Below are 14833 nucleotides of genomic sequence, written 5' to 3'. Positions count from 1 at the left end.
GCGGTCTGAAAGAGAACGTTATCGTGGGTCGTCTGATCCCGGCCGGTACCGGTTATGCGTACCACCAGGATCGTATGCGCCGTCGCGCCGCTGGCGAACTGCCGGCAGCACCGCAGGTGACTGCTGAAGACGCTTCTGCCAGCCTGGCAGAGCTGCTGAACGCAGGCCTGGGCGGTTCCGACAACGACTAACGCTGCTTTCCGCTAATAAAAAACCCGCTTCGGCGGGTTTTTTTATGTCTGTTTACTGAGCTACCGGCAGCCGTCGGTATAGCTCGATCATATCCCCGGCCAGATCCTGAATCACCATCGCGTTCATCAGGTGATCCTGGGAGTGAACGGTGATCAGATTCACCGGCAGCTTGCCGACGCCTTCGTCCAGGCCTATCAGCTCGGTCTGGATTTTGTGTGCATGCTTCACGAACTCGCGCGACTCGTCCATCGCCTGCTCTGCGCCCGTGAAATCGCCTTTGCGCGCCAGTTGCAGCGCGGTAAGCGCCTGGCTGCGTGCCGCCCCGGCGTTAACCAGCAGCTCCATAATGGTGGTTTCGAGATCCTCCATAGGGTTCACTCCAGCAGCTTCAGCGCTTTATCCAGCACGACGTCGCCCTTCATCATGCCGTAGTCCATCATATCGATCACCGCGACCTTCTTGCCCAGCGGCTCCGCCTGCGCCTGCAGTTTTGCCTGCTCATACTTCACCTGTGGGCCGAGCAGGATAATATCGGCCTCGGCGAGGTTCTCCTTGAACTCGGAGACCGGAACCGCCTTGATAGAGACCTCGACGCCTTTTTTCTGCGCCGCATCTTTCATGCGTTGAACTAACATGCTGGTGGACATACCCGCTGCACAGCATAAGACGATGTTTTTCATAGTCAGCCTCGACAACGATGGGATAAATAAACATTAATCCCACCGTCTGGTTCAACAACCGCCTTACCCTGATTGTGTGTGGAGTATCACAAACAATTCTTACGAACGAAATCCACTCGCCTCAAACTGTCCGTCCAAGGTAGCCGTCCCAGTCTTTCCACACCGGCTGTAGGCCGTTGCGCAGCAGGGCGCTGGCGACCTCCTCCGGGCGGCGGCCGTCGTGCGGCGCGAACTGCTCCAGCTCAGGATGATTATCGGCATAGCCCCCCGGCTGGGTTTTTGAGAAGGCGCTGACGCTGGTAATGGCGAGCGGGACAATATGATCGCGGAACCACGGCGACTCCCGGGTGGAGAGGGAAAGCTCCACGTCGGGTGCCAGCAGACGGAAGGCGCAGATGGTCTGCACCAGCTGGCGCTCATCCATCAGCGAGGCGGGTTCAATGCCTCCTGCGCACGGGCGCAGGCGGGGGAAGGAGATAGAGTAGCGGCTCTGCCAGTAGTGCTGCTGGAGCCAGAGCAGATGCTCCGCCACCATGTAGCAATCCACCCGCCAGCTGTCGGAGAGACCCACCAGCGCGCCAAGGCCAATCCTGTCGATACCCGCCCGGCCAAGCCGGTCCGGCGTCTCCAGCCGCCAGAAGAAGTCCTGCTTATTGCCCTTCAGGTGATGACGGGCATACGTTGCCTCATGATAGGTCTCCTGGTAGACCATCACCCCGTCCAGCCCCAGCGTTTTAAGCTCGGCATACTCCGCCTGCGACAGCGGCTGCACCTCCATCTGTAAAGATGCGAACTGGCGGCGAATGGCGGGGAAATGGCGGCGAAAATAGTCCATTCCCACCTTCGTCTGATGCTCGCCGGTCACCAGCAGCAGATGCTCAAAGCCCATCTCGCGGATCGCCGCGCACTCGCGCAGGATCTCCTCCTCATCCAGGGTCTTACGCTTTATGCGGTTGCTCATGGAGAAGCCGCAGTAGGTGCAGTCGTTGGCGCACAGGTTAGAGAGATAGAGCGGGACGTAGAGGCCGACGGCGTTGCCAAAGCGCTGGCGGGTAAGACGCTGCGACCGCTGGGCCAGCGGCTCCAGATAGTCGCTGGCGGCAGGTGAGAGCAGGGCCATCATGTCATCGCGGGTCAGCTGGGTAGCCGCCAGCGCCCGCTCAACGTCGGCGCGGGTTTTACTGTGAATGCGCAGCCGGATATCCTCCCAGTCGAGCTGCCGCCAGTAGTCGCTAAAGGTCTTCATACGCCCACCTCCAGAAATCCAGTCAGCGGGCTGGTGGCGCTGGCAATGCTGTTTACTGCACCCGGCCCCGCCTGGCGCGCCAGCATTCCGGCCTCAACAGCCAGCCTGAACGCACGGGCCATCGCAACCGGATCGTTGGCGACGGCAATCGCCGTATTCACCAGCACCGCGCTGGCCCCCATCTCCAGCGCTTCCGCCGCGTGGCTGGGAGTCCCGATCCCGGCATCCACCACCACCGGCACCCCGGACTGAGCAATAATAATCTCCAGCATGGCACGCGTGGCCAGGCCCTGGTTTGAACCTATCGGCGAACCGAGCGGCATCACCGCGGCGCAGCCTGCCTCCTCCAGCCGTCGGCACAGCACCGGATCGGCGCTGCAGTAGGGAAGTACCACGAAGCCCTCTTTGACCAGCATCTCTGCCGCCTTCAGGGTCTCAACCGGATCGGGCAGCAGCCAGCGTGCATCCGGGTGGATCTCCAGCTTCAGCCAGTGGGTGCCCAGCGCCTCGCGTGCCAGCCGGGCGGCAAACACCGCCTCTTCGGCCGTTTTCGCCCCGGAGGTGTTCGGCAGCAGCGTGACGCCCGCCTCCAGCAGCGGGGCGAGGATCGCATCGTTACGCTGGCGCAGGTCGACGCGCTTCATCGCCAGGGTGACCAGCTGGCTACCCGAGGCGTGGATCGCATCGGTCATCAGCTGCGATGAGGCAAACTTCCCCGTGCCGGTAAACAGGTGTGATTCAAAAGTTTTATCTGCAATACGTAACATGTCAGCCTCCGGCGATAACCTGAAAAAGCAGGATCCGATCGCCGTCCCGCAGTTGATGATGATCCCAGCGATCGCGGGGAATAATCTGCTGATTAAGCGCCAGCGCCGTTCCCGGCTTGAGCTGGTTAAGCTGCTCCAGCAGCCCGTGCAGGGTTAGCGCCTCCGCGCACTGCATCGGCTCGTCATTAAACAGGATGCGCATCTCGCCCTCCGCAAACTGGGCAGCCCGCCGCCCGCTGGAGTCCAAGCGTGCGCCAGTGGTGCTTGCGCCCGTCAAACAGGCGCAGCTCGCCCTCGGCTGCCCGCATACCACTGAGTAGCTTTAATGCCTCCAGCGCCTGCAATGTGCCCATCATCCCCACTACCGGGCCAATGACGCCCGCCGTGCGGCAGTTGCGCTGCGGCTCGTCGTTGTCCGGCCACAGGCAGCGGTAGCAGCCGTGCGTCCACGGTGGAGTGAGCACCATCAGCTGGCCGCCAAACCCCACGGCGCTGGCGGTGATCAGCGGGGTGTCCAGCGCCACGCAGGCGGCGTTAATCGCCTGACGCGTCACCATGTTATCGGTACAGTCGAGCACCACGTCGGCCTGTGCCACCTGCTGGCGGAGCGCTTCGCCCTCCAGACGAGCCTCCAGGGTAAGCAACTCAATGTGGGGATTGAGCTGCTGTAACCGCTGGCGGGCCGCATCGGCTTTTGGCTTATTAATGTCGTCGGTGGTGAACATAATCTGCCGTTGCAGGTTGCTCAGGTGCACCGCGTCATCGTCCGCCAGCACCAGCGTCCCAACCCCGGCCGCCGCCAGATAGAGCGCGGCGGGGGAGCCTAAGCCACCGAGGCCGATAATCAGCACCCGGCTGGCGAGTAGCTTTTGCTGGCCATCAAGAGCGATATCCTCCAGCAGGATCTGCCGGCTGTAGCGCATAAAGTCGCTGTCATTCATCGCCCACCCCCGCGAGGTCGATAAGTTGCTGGGTGGCGCTGCGCCAGTCCGCTGCCTGGGTGATGGCGCTCACTACCGCAATGCTGCCAACCCCGGTTGCCAGCACCTGCGACGCGCGCGCAAGGCTAATGCCGCCGATGGCCACCGTCGGGTAATCTTTCAGCCGGGCAACGTGGTTCGCCAGCTGCGCCAGGCCCTGCGGCGCGGAGGGCATCTGCTTGGTCTGGGTCGGGAAGACATGGCCGAGGGCGATGTAGGAGGGGCGGGCGGCCAGCGCAACGTCGATTTCCATATCATCATGGGTCGAGACGCCCAGGCGCAGACCCGCGTTGCGGATTGCGCTAAGGTCGGTTGTCTCCAGATCCTCCTGCCCCAGATGCACGCCGTAAGCGTCATGTTTAATGGCCAGCCGCCAGTAGTCGTTAATAAACAGCCGCGCTGCGTAGCGCTTGCCCAGCGCAATGGCCGCCACGACGTCAGCCTCTACCTCATGGTCCTGCTTATCCTTGATCCGCAGCTGGAGGGTGCGCACGCCCGACTCCAGCAGGCGCTCAATCCACATCACGCTGTCGACAACCGGATAGAGGCCCAGGCGGTAAGGCACCGTTGGGAAATCAGGCTGGTACATCAGACCTCCTCCTTTTTGAGATAGATCTCGCCGCCGCGGGCGCGAAAGTCGTTCGACATATCGTTCATCCCCACCTCGATCGCCTGGGCCGCGGCGTAGTCACGCACCTCCTGGCTGATCTTCATCGAGCAGAACTTGGGTCCGCACATGGAGCAGAAGTGGGCCACTTTGCCGGACTCCTGGGGCAGGGTCTCATCGTGGTAGGCGCGGGCGGTGAAGGGGTCAAGGGCGAGGTTAAACTGATCCTCCCAGCGGAACTCAAACCGCGCTTTCGACATGGCATTGTCGCGGATCTGCGCTCCCGGATGGCCTTTAGCGAGGTCGGCGGCGTGGGCGGCAATTTTGTAGGTGATCAGTCCCTGCTTCACATCCTCCTTGTTCGGCAGGCCAAGGTGCTCTTTGGGCGTCACGTAGCAGAGCATGGCGCAGCCAAACCAGCCGATCATCGCCGCGCCAATACCGGAGGTAAAGTGGTCATAGCCCGGCGCGATATCGGTGGTCAATGGCCCGAGAGTATAGAACGGCGCTTCATGGCAGTGCTCCAGCTCTTCAGTCATGTTGCGGCGGATCATCTGCATGGGCACGTGGCCCGGGCCTTCAATCATCACCTGCACGTCGTACTCCCAGGCAATTTTGGTCAGTTCGCCCAGGGTATGCAGCTCGGCAAACTGTGCCTCGTCGTTGGCATCCTGAATCGAGCCAGGACGCAGGCCGTCGCCCAGCGACAGAGAGACGTCGTAGGCGGCGCAGATTTCGCAGATCTCGCGGAAGTGTTGATACAGGAAGTTCTCCTGATGGTGGGAGAGGCACCACTTGGCCATGATTGAGCCGCCGCGCGATACGATACCGGTAAGGCGGTTGGCGGTCATCGGCACATAACGCAGCAGCACACCTGCGTGAATGGTGAAGTAGTCCACCCCCTGTTCAGCCTGCTCCAGCAGCGTCTCGCGGAAGGCTTCCCAGGAGAGGTTCTCGGCGATGCCGTTGACCTTCTCGAGCGCCTGGTAGATCGGAACGGTGCCGATAGGGACCGGGCTGTTGCGCAGGATCCACTCCCGCGTCTCATGGATATTGCGGCCGGTGGAGAGATCCATCACCGTGTCTGCGCCCCAGCGGGTGGCCCACACCAGCTTCTCCACCTCCTCTTCGATGGAGGAGGTCACCGCCGAGTTGCCGATGTTGGCATTGACCTTCACCAGGAAGTTGCGGCCGATAATCATCGGTTCGGATTCGGGGTGGTTGATATTGGCAGGAATAATGGCGCGCCCGGCAGCCACTTCGTCGCGGACAAACTCCGGGGTGATATTCTCCGGCAGGCGTGCGCCAAAGCCTTCGCCCGGATGCTGGCGGCGCAGCACCTCACCACGGATACGCTCCCGGCCCATATTTTCACGCAGAGCGATGAACTCCATCTCCGGCGTCACGATCCCCTGGCGAGCGTAGTGCAGCTGGGTGACGCACTTCCCAGGACGGGCGGCGATCCATGCGGATCGGATCTTCGCGATCCCTTTTTCTACGTCGATCGCCACATCTGGATCGCCGTAGGGACCAGAGGTGTCGTATACCGGGATCGCCTCGTTCTCTTCAAACTGCGGCTCTGCTTTGCTGCCGCCAATAAGCGTCGGGCTAAGCTGGATCTCACGCATCGGCACGCGAATATCGCTCTGCGAACCCGGAATATAGATACGTTTTGAGTTGGGAAAGGTGGTGCCCTCCAGCGTGTTGATAAAGTGCTGGGCAGCGGCGCGCTGTTCACGGCGGGTAGGTTTAGTAGCAGACTCAGACATAGCTCATTCCATAAAAAATTAAGGACATGGCTTGTCAGAACGACGGATGAAGCAAGAGGTACACGCAGCCAGAGAGGGTGCGCGACAGCAGATTGACTCTTGTTCCCTTCGCAGGTTCTAACCTGATCAGGTTCCGCGGATCCCGAATTAACGGTCTCAGCCGGTGCTTGCGCACTCGGCACTCCGACAAGAAAACCCCCCTCAGTAACAGGGGGAGATAAGTAAACTACGCGTTAATGCTTAAGAACTCAAGCGGGGCGAGCGATGTTGGTATCGTCGTTAGCGCTGTCGACAAGATTAAAATCGAACGCCATGACAATCAGCTGGTCTTCCAGCGTAAAGCGTGCGGCCAGCGCTTCGCCAATGCCGGAGAGCGCTTCCTGGAATTCAACCCATTTGTCGTCTTCGATCGCGTTTTCCAGGCTAGAGTCGTAATAATTCATGATCTGCTGGGTATTGGCTTCCAGCTGTGGATAGATTTGCGTGGCGGCTAAAAGTGGGCTGCTCCCTTCCATTTCGCTGACAATCCGTTCATAAATACTAAAGTGACCGGCGGAAAGATAATCGACCAGATTATGGCAAAAATCGTCCAGAGCCTTTTCATCCAGCTCTGTATAGGACTCTTTGCCCGGCTTGATGCCCACCAGATTGTAATACGATACCAGCAAATGCTTGCGCACCTGTAACCAGTGATCGACTAGTTTATTCGTCCCGCCTACGCGCGCCGTCAGGCTCTCCAGGTGGTTTAGCATGATTAACTCCGTGGTTTAAGATTAAAAAAGTTTTCACCCAAAATATGTAAAAATGATGTAACCAACATGCCAGTGTCGCTAAGGTAGTGCAACAGATTATGGAACGTGTCATCGAATTAACCGATCAGGGCTGGTGGATCGTCAGCCATGAACAAAAATTATGGTTGCCCGCTGGAGAATTACCACATGGTGAGGCAGGAAATTTTGATCTTGTGGGCCAGCGTGGGTTAATTATCGGCGAATGGCAGGGGGAATCGGTGTGGCTGGTTCGCCAGTCCCGACATCAGGAGATGGCTTCGGTGCGCCAGCTGATGGATCAGGAGGTTGGTCTGTTCCAGCTTGCCGGGCGAGGCGTACAACTGGCAGAATTCTACCGTTCGCATAAGTTCTGCGGCTACTGCGGGCACACCATGCACCCGAGCAAAACCGAGTGGGCAATGCTCTGCGGCGGCTGCCGCGAACGCTACTACCCGCAAATTGCCCCCTGCATTATCGTCGCGATCCGCCGTGACGACCATATTCTGTTGGCCCAGCACACCCGCCATCGCAACGGCGTCTATACCGTGCTGGCTGGCTTCGTCGAGGTGGGTGAGACCCTTGAACAGACCGTTGCCCGTGAGGTGATGGAGGAGAGCGGTATCCGGGTGAAAAACCTGCGCTACGTCACCTCCCAACCCTGGCCGTTCCCGCAATCCCTGATGACCGCTTTTATGGCCGAGTATGACAGCGGCGATATCGTCATCGATCCTAACGAGCTGCTGGATGCGGGCTGGTATCGCTATGACCAGCTGCCGCTTCTGCCGCCGCCGGGCACGGTGGCGCGACGGCTGATTGAGGATACGGTCGCCCTCTGTCGGGCAGAGTATGAGTGAAGCATGAGGCGGCGTGTTACAATAACGGTCTGACGCATTGAGGAATTGCAAAATGACCGAACTGAAAAACGATCGTTACCTGCGCGCGCTGCTGCGCCAGCCCGTGGATATCACGCCGGTATGGATGATGAGACAGGCCGGGCGCTATCTGCCGGAGTATAAAGCCACGCGCGCTCAGGCGGGCGATTTTATGTCGCTGTGCAAAAACGCCGAGCTGGCCTGTGAGGTCACGCTACAGCCGCTGCGCCGTTACCCCCTTGATGCCGCCATTCTGTTTTCAGATATCCTGACTATCCCTGATGCGATGGGGCTAGGCCTCTATTTTGAAGCCGGGGAAGGCCCGCGCTTTAGCCTGCCAATTACCGGCAAAGCCGACGTTGACCGCCTGCCTGTTCCCGATCCAGAGCAAGAGCTGGGCTACGTGATGAATGCCGTGCGCACTATCCGCCGCGAGCTGAAGGGCGAGGTGCCGCTGATTGGCTTCTCCGGCAGCCCGTGGACGCTGGCGACCTACATGGTGGAAGGCGGCAGCAGCAAGGCCTTTACCGTTATCAAAAAGATGATGTATGCCGAGCCGCAAACCCTGCATGCGCTGCTGGAGAAGCTGGCGAAGAGCGTCACACTCTATCTCAACGCGCAGATTAAAGCCGGCGCGCAGTCGGTGATGATTTTCGACACCTGGGGTGGCGTACTGACCGGGCGCGACTATCAGCAGTTTTCGCTCTACTACATGCATAAGATCGTCGATGGCCTGCTGCGGGAGAACGAGGGCCGCCGCGTGCCGGTCACCCTGTTTACCAAAGGCGGTGGACAGTGGCTGGAGGCGATGGCGGAGACCGGCTGTGACGCACTGGGCCTCGACTGGACCATCGATATCGCCGAAGCCCGTCGTCGCGTAGGGCACAAGGTGGCGCTGCAGGGCAATATGGATCCGTCGATGCTCTATGCGCCACCGGCCCGCATCGAAGAGGAAGTCGCGACTATACTTTCTGGTTTCGGCCAGGGCGAAGGCCACGTCTTTAACCTCGGCCACGGTATTCATCAGGATGTGCCGCCTGAACATGCGGGCGCATTTGTCGAGGCGGTACATCGTCTGTCGGAGCAATATCACCGCTAAGGAGCATATATGGATCTCGCGTCGCTACGCGCTCAGCAAATCGAACTGGCTTCATCAGTAATCCGCGAGGATCGTTTCATTAGCGATCCCCCGGCGTTTATCGGCGGCGCGGACGTCGGCTTTGAGCAGGGCGGCGAAGTGACCAGAGCGGCGATGGTGGTGCTGAAGTACCCGTCGCTGGAGCTGGTGGAGTATCAGGTCGCACGTATTGCCACTACCATGCCCTATATCCCCGGCTTTCTCTCCTTCCGTGAATATCCCGCGCTGCTGGCAGCGTGGGAGATGCTCTCGCAAAAACCCGACCTGCTGTTCGTGGACGGACACGGGATCTCGCACCCGCGCCGCCTCGGCGTCGCCAGCCACTTCGGCCTGCTGGTGGACGTGCCGACGATCGGCGTGGCGAAGAAACGCCTGTGCGGCAAGTTTGAACCGCTCTCGCCTGAGCCAGGGGCGCTCGCGCCGTTGATGGATAAGGGCGAGCAGCTGGCATGGGTGTGGCGCAGCAAGGCACGCTGTAATCCGCTCTTTGTGGCGACAGGGCATCGCGTTGGGCTGGACAGCGCCCTGGCGTGGGTTCAGCGCTGTACCAAAGGCTACCGTCTGCCAGAGCCAACGCGCTGGGCCGATGCCGTCGCATCACGTCGTCCGGCATTTGTGCGATGGCAGGAAATTCAGCCCTGATTCAGGTACACTGCGGCTAATTTCCGATAGCGAGAATTCACCATGTTACAAAACCCGATTCACCTGCGCCTGGAGAGGCTGGAGAGCTGGCAGCACGTTACCTTTATGGCCTGCCTGTGCGAGCGCATGTATCCGAACTACGCCATGTTCTGCCAGCAGACCGGCTTCGGTGACGCGCAGCTTTACCGCCGTATTGTTGACCTGATCTGGGAGACGCTGACGGTGAAAGACGCGAAGGTGAATTTCGATAGCCAACTCGAGAAGCTGGAAGAGGCGATCCCGGTAGCTGACGATTACGATCTCTACGGCGTCTATCCGGCCATCGACGCCTGCGTGGCGTTGAGCGAACTGCTGCACTCGCGCCTGAGCGGTGAGACCCTGGAGCACACCATTGAGGTAAGCAAGACCTCAATCACCACGGTAGCGATGCTGGAGATGACTCAGGCAGGTCGCGAAATGACCGACGATGAGCTGAAAGCGAACCCGGCCGTAGAGCAGGAGTGGGATATTCAGTGGGAAATATTCCGACTTTTGGCTGACTGCGAAGAACGCGATATTGAGCTGATTAAAGGGCTACGCGCGGACTTACGCGAGGCGGGCGAGAGTAATATCGGTATACTTTTGCAGCAATGAGACAACAAAACGTGATTTAACGCCTGTTTTGTCTCTCTGGAAGGCTTCCCATTGGCCCCCCGTCTGGTCTACATTTGGAGGGCGAAAAAAAGTGGCTATCGGTGCGTGTATGCAGGAGAGTGCTTTTCTGGCATTTTCGTCGCACTCGATGCTTAGCAAGCGATAAACACATTGTAAGGATAACTTATGAACAAGACTCAACTGATTGATGTAATTGCAGACAAAGCTGACCTGTCTAAAGTACAGGCGAAAGCTGCCCTGGAATCCACCCTGGCTGCTATTACTGAGTCTCTGAAAGAAGGCGATGCTGTACAACTGGTTGGTTTCGGAACCTTCAAAGTGAACCACCGCGCTGAGCGTACTGGCCGCAACCCGCAGACCGGTAACGAAATCAAAATCGCCGCAGCTAACGTGCCGGCATTTGTTTCTGGCAAAGCTCTGAAAGACGCAGTTAAATAAGACCGCGTGACAGCGAACAGTTTTGATGAGGGGGCGGTTTCGCCCCTTTTGTCTGTCTGGCGTCGCACCCTGACGCTGGCGGGCCTGCTGTTGCTGACCGCCTGTAGCCACGATGATTCACTGCCACCCTTTACCGCCAGCGGCTATGCGGGGGATCAAGGGGCGGTGCGCATATGGCGGAAGGACGACGGAGACGCCGTCCATCTCCTTACGGCGTTTAGTCCGTGGCGCAGCGGGGATACCTCTATCAGTGAATACCGCTGGCAGGGCGATCGGCTCGCGCTGATCGAACTCAACGTCTACGGCACGCCGCCGGAACATATTCGCGCCCGCTTTGACGAGCGTGGCGAACTCAGCTTTATGCAGCGAGAAGTCAACGGTCAGAAGCAGCAGCTCTCCAGCGACCAGATCGCCCTCTACCGCTATCGCGCCGACCAGATCCGCCAGACCAGCGATGCCCTACGCCAGGGCCACGTAATGTTGCGTCAGGGACGCTGGCACAGCGATGGCTCGGTAACCACCTGTGAAGGCCAAACCATCAAGCCCGATTTTGAACCGCAGGCGCTGAGCCATATCCAGCGTCGTCAGCAGCACTCCTCAGCGGACGTTAGCCTTGCATGGTTAGAAGCACCGGAGGGGACGCAGCTACTGCTGGTAGCAAACGAAGATTTTTGTACCTGGCAACCGCAGGCGAAGAGTTTCTGAAGGGGTTGAAACAGGGCGGAGACGCGCAAGCGCCGGGCCGCCCTGAAGGGGTTACTGCTGCTCTTCCCGCGCAATGGCGCGATAGCCAATATCCTGGCGGCTGAAGCTGCCATCCCAGTGAATATCTGCCATTAACGCATAGGCGTTCTTCTGCGCTTCGGCAACGGTGTTACCCAGCGCGGTAGCACAGAGCACGCGTCCACCGCTGGTGAGCACCTGCTCGTCGTCAGCAAGCGTGGTACCGGCATGGAACACCTTACCGCCGACGCTCTCCAGCGGCAGGCCGTGGATCACGTCGCCGGTGCGGTAGTTGCCCGGGTAGCCACCTGCGGCAATGACCACCCCAAGCGAGGCGCGATCGTCCCACTCAGAGGTTTTCTCGTCGAGCTTGCCTTCACAGGCGGCCAGGCACAGCTCTACCAGATCGGACTTCATACGCAGCATAATCGGCTGGGTTTCCGGATCGCCAAAGCGGCAGTTGAACTCGATAACCTTCGGGTTGCCCTGCTTGTCGATCATCAGCCCGGCATAGAGGAAGCCAACGTAGGTATTACCTTCCGCTGCCATGCCTTTCACGGTTGGCCAGATCACGCGATCCATGGTGCGCTGGTGTACCTCACTGGTCACCACAGGGGCAGGGGAGTAGGCTCCCATGCCGCCGGTGTTCGGGCCGGTATCACCGTTGCCTACGCGCTTGTGATCCTGGCTGGTGGCCATCGGCAAGACGTGTTCGCCGTCAACCATCACGATGAAGCTCGCCTCTTCACCGTCGAGGAACTCTTCGATAACGATGCGGTGACCAGCGTCGCCAAAGGCGTTACCTGCCAGCATATCGTGCACAGCGGCTTCTGCTTCTTCCAGAGTCATTGCTACAATGACGCCTTTACCGGCGGCCAGGCCATCGGCTTTAATGACGATCGGCGCGCCTTTCTTGCGCAGGTAGGCCAGTGCAGGTTCGACTTCGGTAAAGTTCTCATACTCCGCGGTCGGGATATTATGGCGAGCAAGGAAATCTTTGGTGAACGCTTTAGAGCCTTCAAGCTGGGCGGCACCCTGGGTGGGGCCGAAGATTTTCAGCCCCGCCGCCTGGAATGCATCCACCACGCCAATCACCAGCGGCGCTTCCGGGCCAACGATGGTCAGATCGATCTTCTCGTTCTGGGCGAAGCTTAACAGCCCAGCAATATCCGTCGCGCTTACGGCGACGTTCTGCAGGGTCGGCTCCAGTGCCGTACCTGCGTTGCCAGGGGCAACAAAAACGGTGCTTACCAGCGGAGACTGGGCTGCCTTCCATGCCAGGGCATGTTCGCGTCCGCCGTTACCAATAACTAATACTTTCATTCTCTACTCCGTGAATTAATGACGGAAGTGACGCATGTCGGTGAAGATCATCGCAATGCCATGCTCGTCGGCGGCGGCAATTACCTCATCATCACGAATAGAGCCGCCCGGCTGGATCACGCAGGTCACGCCCACGGCCGCTGCTGCATCAATGCCGTCGCGGAACGGGAAGAAAGCATCGGAAGCCATCGCGGAGCCTTTCACTTCCAGACCTTCGTCACCCGCTTTAATACCGGCAATTTTCGCAGAGTAGACGCGGCTCATCTGGCCTGCGCCAATGCCGATGGTCATCTTATCTTTGGCGTAGACAATGGCGTTGGACTTCACAAACTTCGCCACTTTCCAGCAGAAGAGGGCATCGCGCATCTCCTCTTCGGTCGGCAGACGCTTGCTGACCACGCGCAGCTCTTTGTTGGTGACCATGCCGAGATCGCGGTCCTGAACCAGCAGGCCGCCGTTAACGCGTTTAAAATCGAGGCCTGCAATACGTTCTGCCCACTTGCCGCAGGTCAGAACGCGAACGTTCTGTTTGGCGGCGGTGACCTTCAGCGCCTCTTCAGTGGCTGAGGGGGCGATAATCACTTCAACAAACTGGCGAGAGATGATCGCCTGGGCGGTATCGGCATCCAGCTCGCGGTTAAAGGCAATGATGCCGCCGAAAGCCGAGGTCGGATCGGTTTTATAGGCGCGATCGTAAGCGCTGAGAATGGAGTCGCCTACCGCCACGCCGCATGGGTTGGCGTGCTTGACGATGACACAGGCCGGCTCGTTGAACTCTTTCACGCACTCCAGCGCCGCGTCGGTGTCGGCAATGTTGTTATAGGAGAGCGCTTTGCCCTGCACCTGAATAGCCGTCGCCACGGAAGCCTCTTTAACACCTTCTTCTATATAGAAGGCAGCCTGCTGGTGGCTGTTCTCACCGTAGCGCATATCCTGCTTCTTAATAAAGTTCAGGTTAAGCGTGCGTGGGAAGCGGCCAGCTGGCTCTTTAGTTTCACCGTGGTAAGCCGGCACCAGGCTGCCGAAGTAGTTAGCGATCATGCTGTCATAGGCGGCGGTGTGCTCAAAGGCTTTAATGGCGAGGTCGAAACGGGTCTCAAGGGTCAGAGAGCCTTCGTGAGCATCCATCTCTTCAATAATCGCGTCGTAGTCACTGCTCTTTACCACAATCGCCACGTCTTTATGGTTCTTGGCAGCAGAGCGCACCATGGTAGGACCGCCGATATCGATATTCTCTACGGCGTCTTCCAGCGAGCAACCTTCGCGGGCAACGGTCGCGGCAAAGGGATAGAGGTTTACCACCACCATATCGATAGGGTCGATGCCATGCTGAGCCATGATCCCATCATCCTGGCCGCGACGGCCAAGGATGCCGCCGTGCACTTTCGGGTGCAGGGTCTTTACACGTCCATCCATCATTTCTGGGAAACCGGTGTAATCGGAGACTTCGGTGACCGGCAGGCCTTTATCTGCCAGCAGACGGGCAGTACCGCCAGTGGAGAGCAGCTCCACGCCGCGCTGGGAGAGAGCCTGAGCGAATTCGACGATACCGGCCTTATCAGAAACACTGAGCAGAGCGCGGCGGACTGGACGTTGTTGCATGGTATAAATCCCCGGGATTTGAACATTACAGAGAGCGTTAGCTGAATTTTTCTCTAAAAACTCAGCTAACGCCCCATGAGGGGCCGCCTTAATAAGCGAAGGCATTTTAACGAAAACGTTTGCGCATCGCTCGTAAATTTTCAATTTTTCGCAGCAGTGTGGATAACTCTGTGCGTAAAAAGGTATAAGGCCGCGTTTTGCTGTGGAATGCAGCAGTCAGTCATTTTTCTGCAATTTAACTATTGCGGGCGCTCGAGAACTCCCTATAATGCGCCTCCATCGACACGGAACAACGGCATACAGGCCGCCGCGTCAGCAGGAACTTCTCCGGAAGTTCTGACAGAGAAAAGCGAAAATAAACGCTTGACTCTGAATGAGGAAAGCGTAATATACGCCACCTCGCGACAGAGCGCTGAAGCGCGTCGCAACT

Annotated in this window: 18 protein-coding genes and 1 riboswitch; of the genes, 7 read left to right on the top strand and 11 right to left on the bottom strand. The window is 58.9% G+C overall.

All coding sequences use genetic code 11. From position 1 onward, the window contains the following. Positions 1-191 (top strand): hypothetical protein (locus RTM13_RS19970; protein WP_312214478.1); only part of this gene is annotated, 191 nt, incomplete at its 5' end. A gap of 52 nt (positions 192-243) precedes the next feature. Here RTM13_RS19970 and RTM13_RS19965 read toward each other — a convergent pair. From RTM13_RS19965 to rsd, 9 genes are all read right to left on the bottom strand, one after another. Beyond that, positions 244-561: a PTS lactose/cellobiose transporter subunit IIA gene (locus RTM13_RS19965; protein ID WP_312214476.1), complete on the bottom strand. Its 318-nt coding sequence runs from the start codon at positions 559-561 to the stop codon at positions 244-246. 5 nt (positions 562-566) lie between these two features. Next, positions 567-872, bottom strand: a complete 306-nt coding sequence (locus RTM13_RS19960) for a PTS sugar transporter subunit IIB (protein WP_042395595.1) — start codon at positions 870-872, stop codon at positions 567-569. A gap of 121 nt (positions 873-993) precedes the next feature. Then, positions 994-2118 carry a 2-iminoacetate synthase ThiH gene (gene thiH / locus RTM13_RS19955; protein ID WP_312214473.1) on the bottom strand — a complete coding sequence of 375 codons (1125 nt, stop codon included), beginning with the start codon at positions 2116-2118 and terminating at the stop codon, positions 994-996. After that, positions 2115-2885, bottom strand: coding sequence for a thiazole synthase (gene thiG, locus RTM13_RS19950; RefSeq protein ID WP_312214471.1), 771 nt, complete (start codon positions 2883-2885; stop codon positions 2115-2117). The genes thiH and thiG overlap by 4 nt, the downstream gene beginning before the upstream one ends. Position 2886: 1 nt before the next feature. Continuing rightward, positions 2887-3087, bottom strand: coding sequence for a sulfur carrier protein ThiS (gene thiS, locus RTM13_RS19945; protein WP_312214469.1), 201 nt, complete (start codon positions 3085-3087; stop codon positions 2887-2889). Further along, complete coding sequence (gene thiF, locus RTM13_RS19940) at positions 3071-3826, bottom strand: thiazole biosynthesis adenylyltransferase ThiF (protein WP_312214467.1); 756 nt, start codon at positions 3824-3826, stop codon at positions 3071-3073. Before thiF ends, thiS begins: the two co-directional genes overlap by 17 nt. After that, positions 3819-4454 (bottom strand): thiamine phosphate synthase, encoded by a 636-nt coding sequence (gene thiE / locus RTM13_RS19935; RefSeq protein ID WP_312214465.1) that lies wholly within the window; start codon positions 4452-4454, stop codon positions 3819-3821. Before thiE ends, thiF begins: the two co-directional genes overlap by 8 nt. Beyond that, positions 4454-6241 carry a phosphomethylpyrimidine synthase ThiC gene (gene thiC, locus RTM13_RS19930; protein ID WP_312214463.1) on the bottom strand — a complete coding sequence of 596 codons (1788 nt, stop codon included), beginning with the start codon at positions 6239-6241 and terminating at the stop codon, positions 4454-4456. Before thiC ends, thiE begins: the two co-directional genes overlap by 1 nt. An 86-nt stretch (positions 6242-6327) precedes the next feature. After that, a riboswitch (TPP riboswitch) is annotated at positions 6328-6437 on the bottom strand. 52 nt (positions 6438-6489) lie between these two features. Next, entirely contained in the window at positions 6490-6993 is a 504-nt protein-coding gene (rsd, locus tag RTM13_RS19925; protein WP_312214462.1) for a sigma D regulator, read from the bottom strand. 98 nt (positions 6994-7091) lie between these two features. Between rsd and nudC the strand changes: the two genes are divergently transcribed. The 6 genes from nudC (at position 7092) to RTM13_RS19895 (ending at position 11460) form a co-directional block, all read left to right on the top strand. Next, positions 7092-7865 (top strand): NAD(+) diphosphatase, encoded by a 774-nt coding sequence (gene nudC / locus RTM13_RS19920; RefSeq protein ID WP_312214460.1) that lies wholly within the window; start codon positions 7092-7094, stop codon positions 7863-7865. 52 nt (positions 7866-7917) lie between these two features. Continuing rightward, a complete protein-coding gene (hemE, locus tag RTM13_RS19915; protein ID WP_312214458.1) occupies positions 7918-8982 on the top strand; it encodes a uroporphyrinogen decarboxylase in 1065 nt (354 codons plus the stop codon). Positions 8983-8991: 9 nt separating this feature from the next. Next, the gene (gene nfi, locus RTM13_RS19910) at positions 8992-9663 is read left to right on the top strand and encodes a deoxyribonuclease V (RefSeq protein WP_312214457.1); all 672 of its coding nucleotides are present in this window, start codon (positions 8992-8994) and stop codon (positions 9661-9663) included. Between the two features lie 42 nt (positions 9664-9705). Further along, positions 9706-10296, top strand: coding sequence for a YjaG family protein (locus RTM13_RS19905; protein ID WP_312214456.1), 591 nt, complete (start codon positions 9706-9708; stop codon positions 10294-10296). Positions 10297-10482: 186 nt separating this feature from the next. Then, on the top strand, positions 10483-10755 hold the full coding sequence (gene hupA / locus RTM13_RS19900) for a nucleoid-associated protein HU-alpha (protein ID WP_032615913.1): 273 nt from the start codon (positions 10483-10485) through the stop codon (positions 10753-10755). A 6-nt stretch (positions 10756-10761) separates the two neighbouring features. Then, positions 10762-11460, top strand: a complete 699-nt coding sequence (locus RTM13_RS19895; protein ID WP_312214454.1) for a DUF1481 domain-containing protein — start codon at positions 10762-10764, stop codon at positions 11458-11460. A gap of 51 nt (positions 11461-11511) precedes the next feature. Here the strand turns inward: RTM13_RS19895 and purD are convergent, their stop codons facing one another. Both purD and purH read right to left on the bottom strand, forming a co-directional pair. Next, a complete protein-coding gene (gene purD, locus RTM13_RS19890) occupies positions 11512-12801 on the bottom strand; it encodes a phosphoribosylamine--glycine ligase (protein WP_312214452.1) in 1290 nt (429 codons plus the stop codon). 15 nt (positions 12802-12816) lie between these two features. Then, positions 12817-14403 carry a bifunctional phosphoribosylaminoimidazolecarboxamide formyltransferase/IMP cyclohydrolase gene (gene purH, locus RTM13_RS19885; protein WP_312214450.1) on the bottom strand — a complete coding sequence of 529 codons (1587 nt, stop codon included), beginning with the start codon at positions 14401-14403 and terminating at the stop codon, positions 12817-12819. Positions 14404-14833 lie beyond the last annotated feature (430 nt).

Source organism: Pseudescherichia sp. (assembly GCF_031979925.1).
Classification (GTDB): domain Bacteria; phylum Pseudomonadota; class Gammaproteobacteria; order Enterobacterales; family Enterobacteriaceae; genus Pseudescherichia.
Note: the sequence above shows the minus strand (reverse complement) of the source record. Positions and strands in the feature narration are given on the sequence as shown.

Coding starts and splice junctions, on each gene's coding strand:
- RTM13_RS19965 (WP_312214476.1), bottom strand. CDS start 561: ATGGAGGATCTCGAAACCACCATTATGGAGCTGCTGGTTAACGCCGGG.
- RTM13_RS19960 (WP_042395595.1), bottom strand. CDS start 872: ATGAAAAACATCGTCTTATGCTGTGCAGCGGGTATGTCCACCAGCATG.
- thiH (WP_312214473.1), bottom strand. CDS start 2,118: ATGAAGACCTTTAGCGACTACTGGCGGCAGCTCGACTGGGAGGATATC.
- thiG (WP_312214471.1), bottom strand. CDS start 2,885: ATGTTACGTATTGCAGATAAAACTTTTGAATCACACCTGTTTACCGGC.
- thiS (WP_312214469.1), bottom strand. CDS start 3,087: ATGCGCATCCTGTTTAATGACGAGCCGATGCAGTGCGCGGAGGCGCTA.
- thiF (WP_312214467.1), bottom strand. CDS start 3,826: ATGAATGACAGCGACTTTATGCGCTACAGCCGGCAGATCCTGCTGGAG.
- thiE (WP_312214465.1), bottom strand. CDS start 4,454: ATGTACCAGCCTGATTTCCCAACGGTGCCTTACCGCCTGGGCCTCTAT.
- thiC (WP_312214463.1), bottom strand. CDS start 6,241: ATGTCTGAGTCTGCTACTAAACCTACCCGCCGTGAACAGCGCGCCGCT.
- rsd (WP_312214462.1), bottom strand. CDS start 6,993: ATGCTAAACCACCTGGAGAGCCTGACGGCGCGCGTAGGCGGGACGAAT.
- nudC (WP_312214460.1), top strand. CDS start 7,092: ATGGAACGTGTCATCGAATTAACCGATCAGGGCTGGTGGATCGTCAGC.
- hemE (WP_312214458.1), top strand. CDS start 7,918: ATGACCGAACTGAAAAACGATCGTTACCTGCGCGCGCTGCTGCGCCAG.
- nfi (WP_312214457.1), top strand. CDS start 8,992: ATGGATCTCGCGTCGCTACGCGCTCAGCAAATCGAACTGGCTTCATCA.
- RTM13_RS19905 (WP_312214456.1), top strand. CDS start 9,706: ATGTTACAAAACCCGATTCACCTGCGCCTGGAGAGGCTGGAGAGCTGG.
- hupA (WP_032615913.1), top strand. CDS start 10,483: ATGAACAAGACTCAACTGATTGATGTAATTGCAGACAAAGCTGACCTG.
- purD (WP_312214452.1), bottom strand. CDS start 12,801: ATGAAAGTATTAGTTATTGGTAACGGCGGACGCGAACATGCCCTGGCA.
- purH (WP_312214450.1), bottom strand. CDS start 14,403: ATGCAACAACGTCCAGTCCGCCGCGCTCTGCTCAGTGTTTCTGATAAG.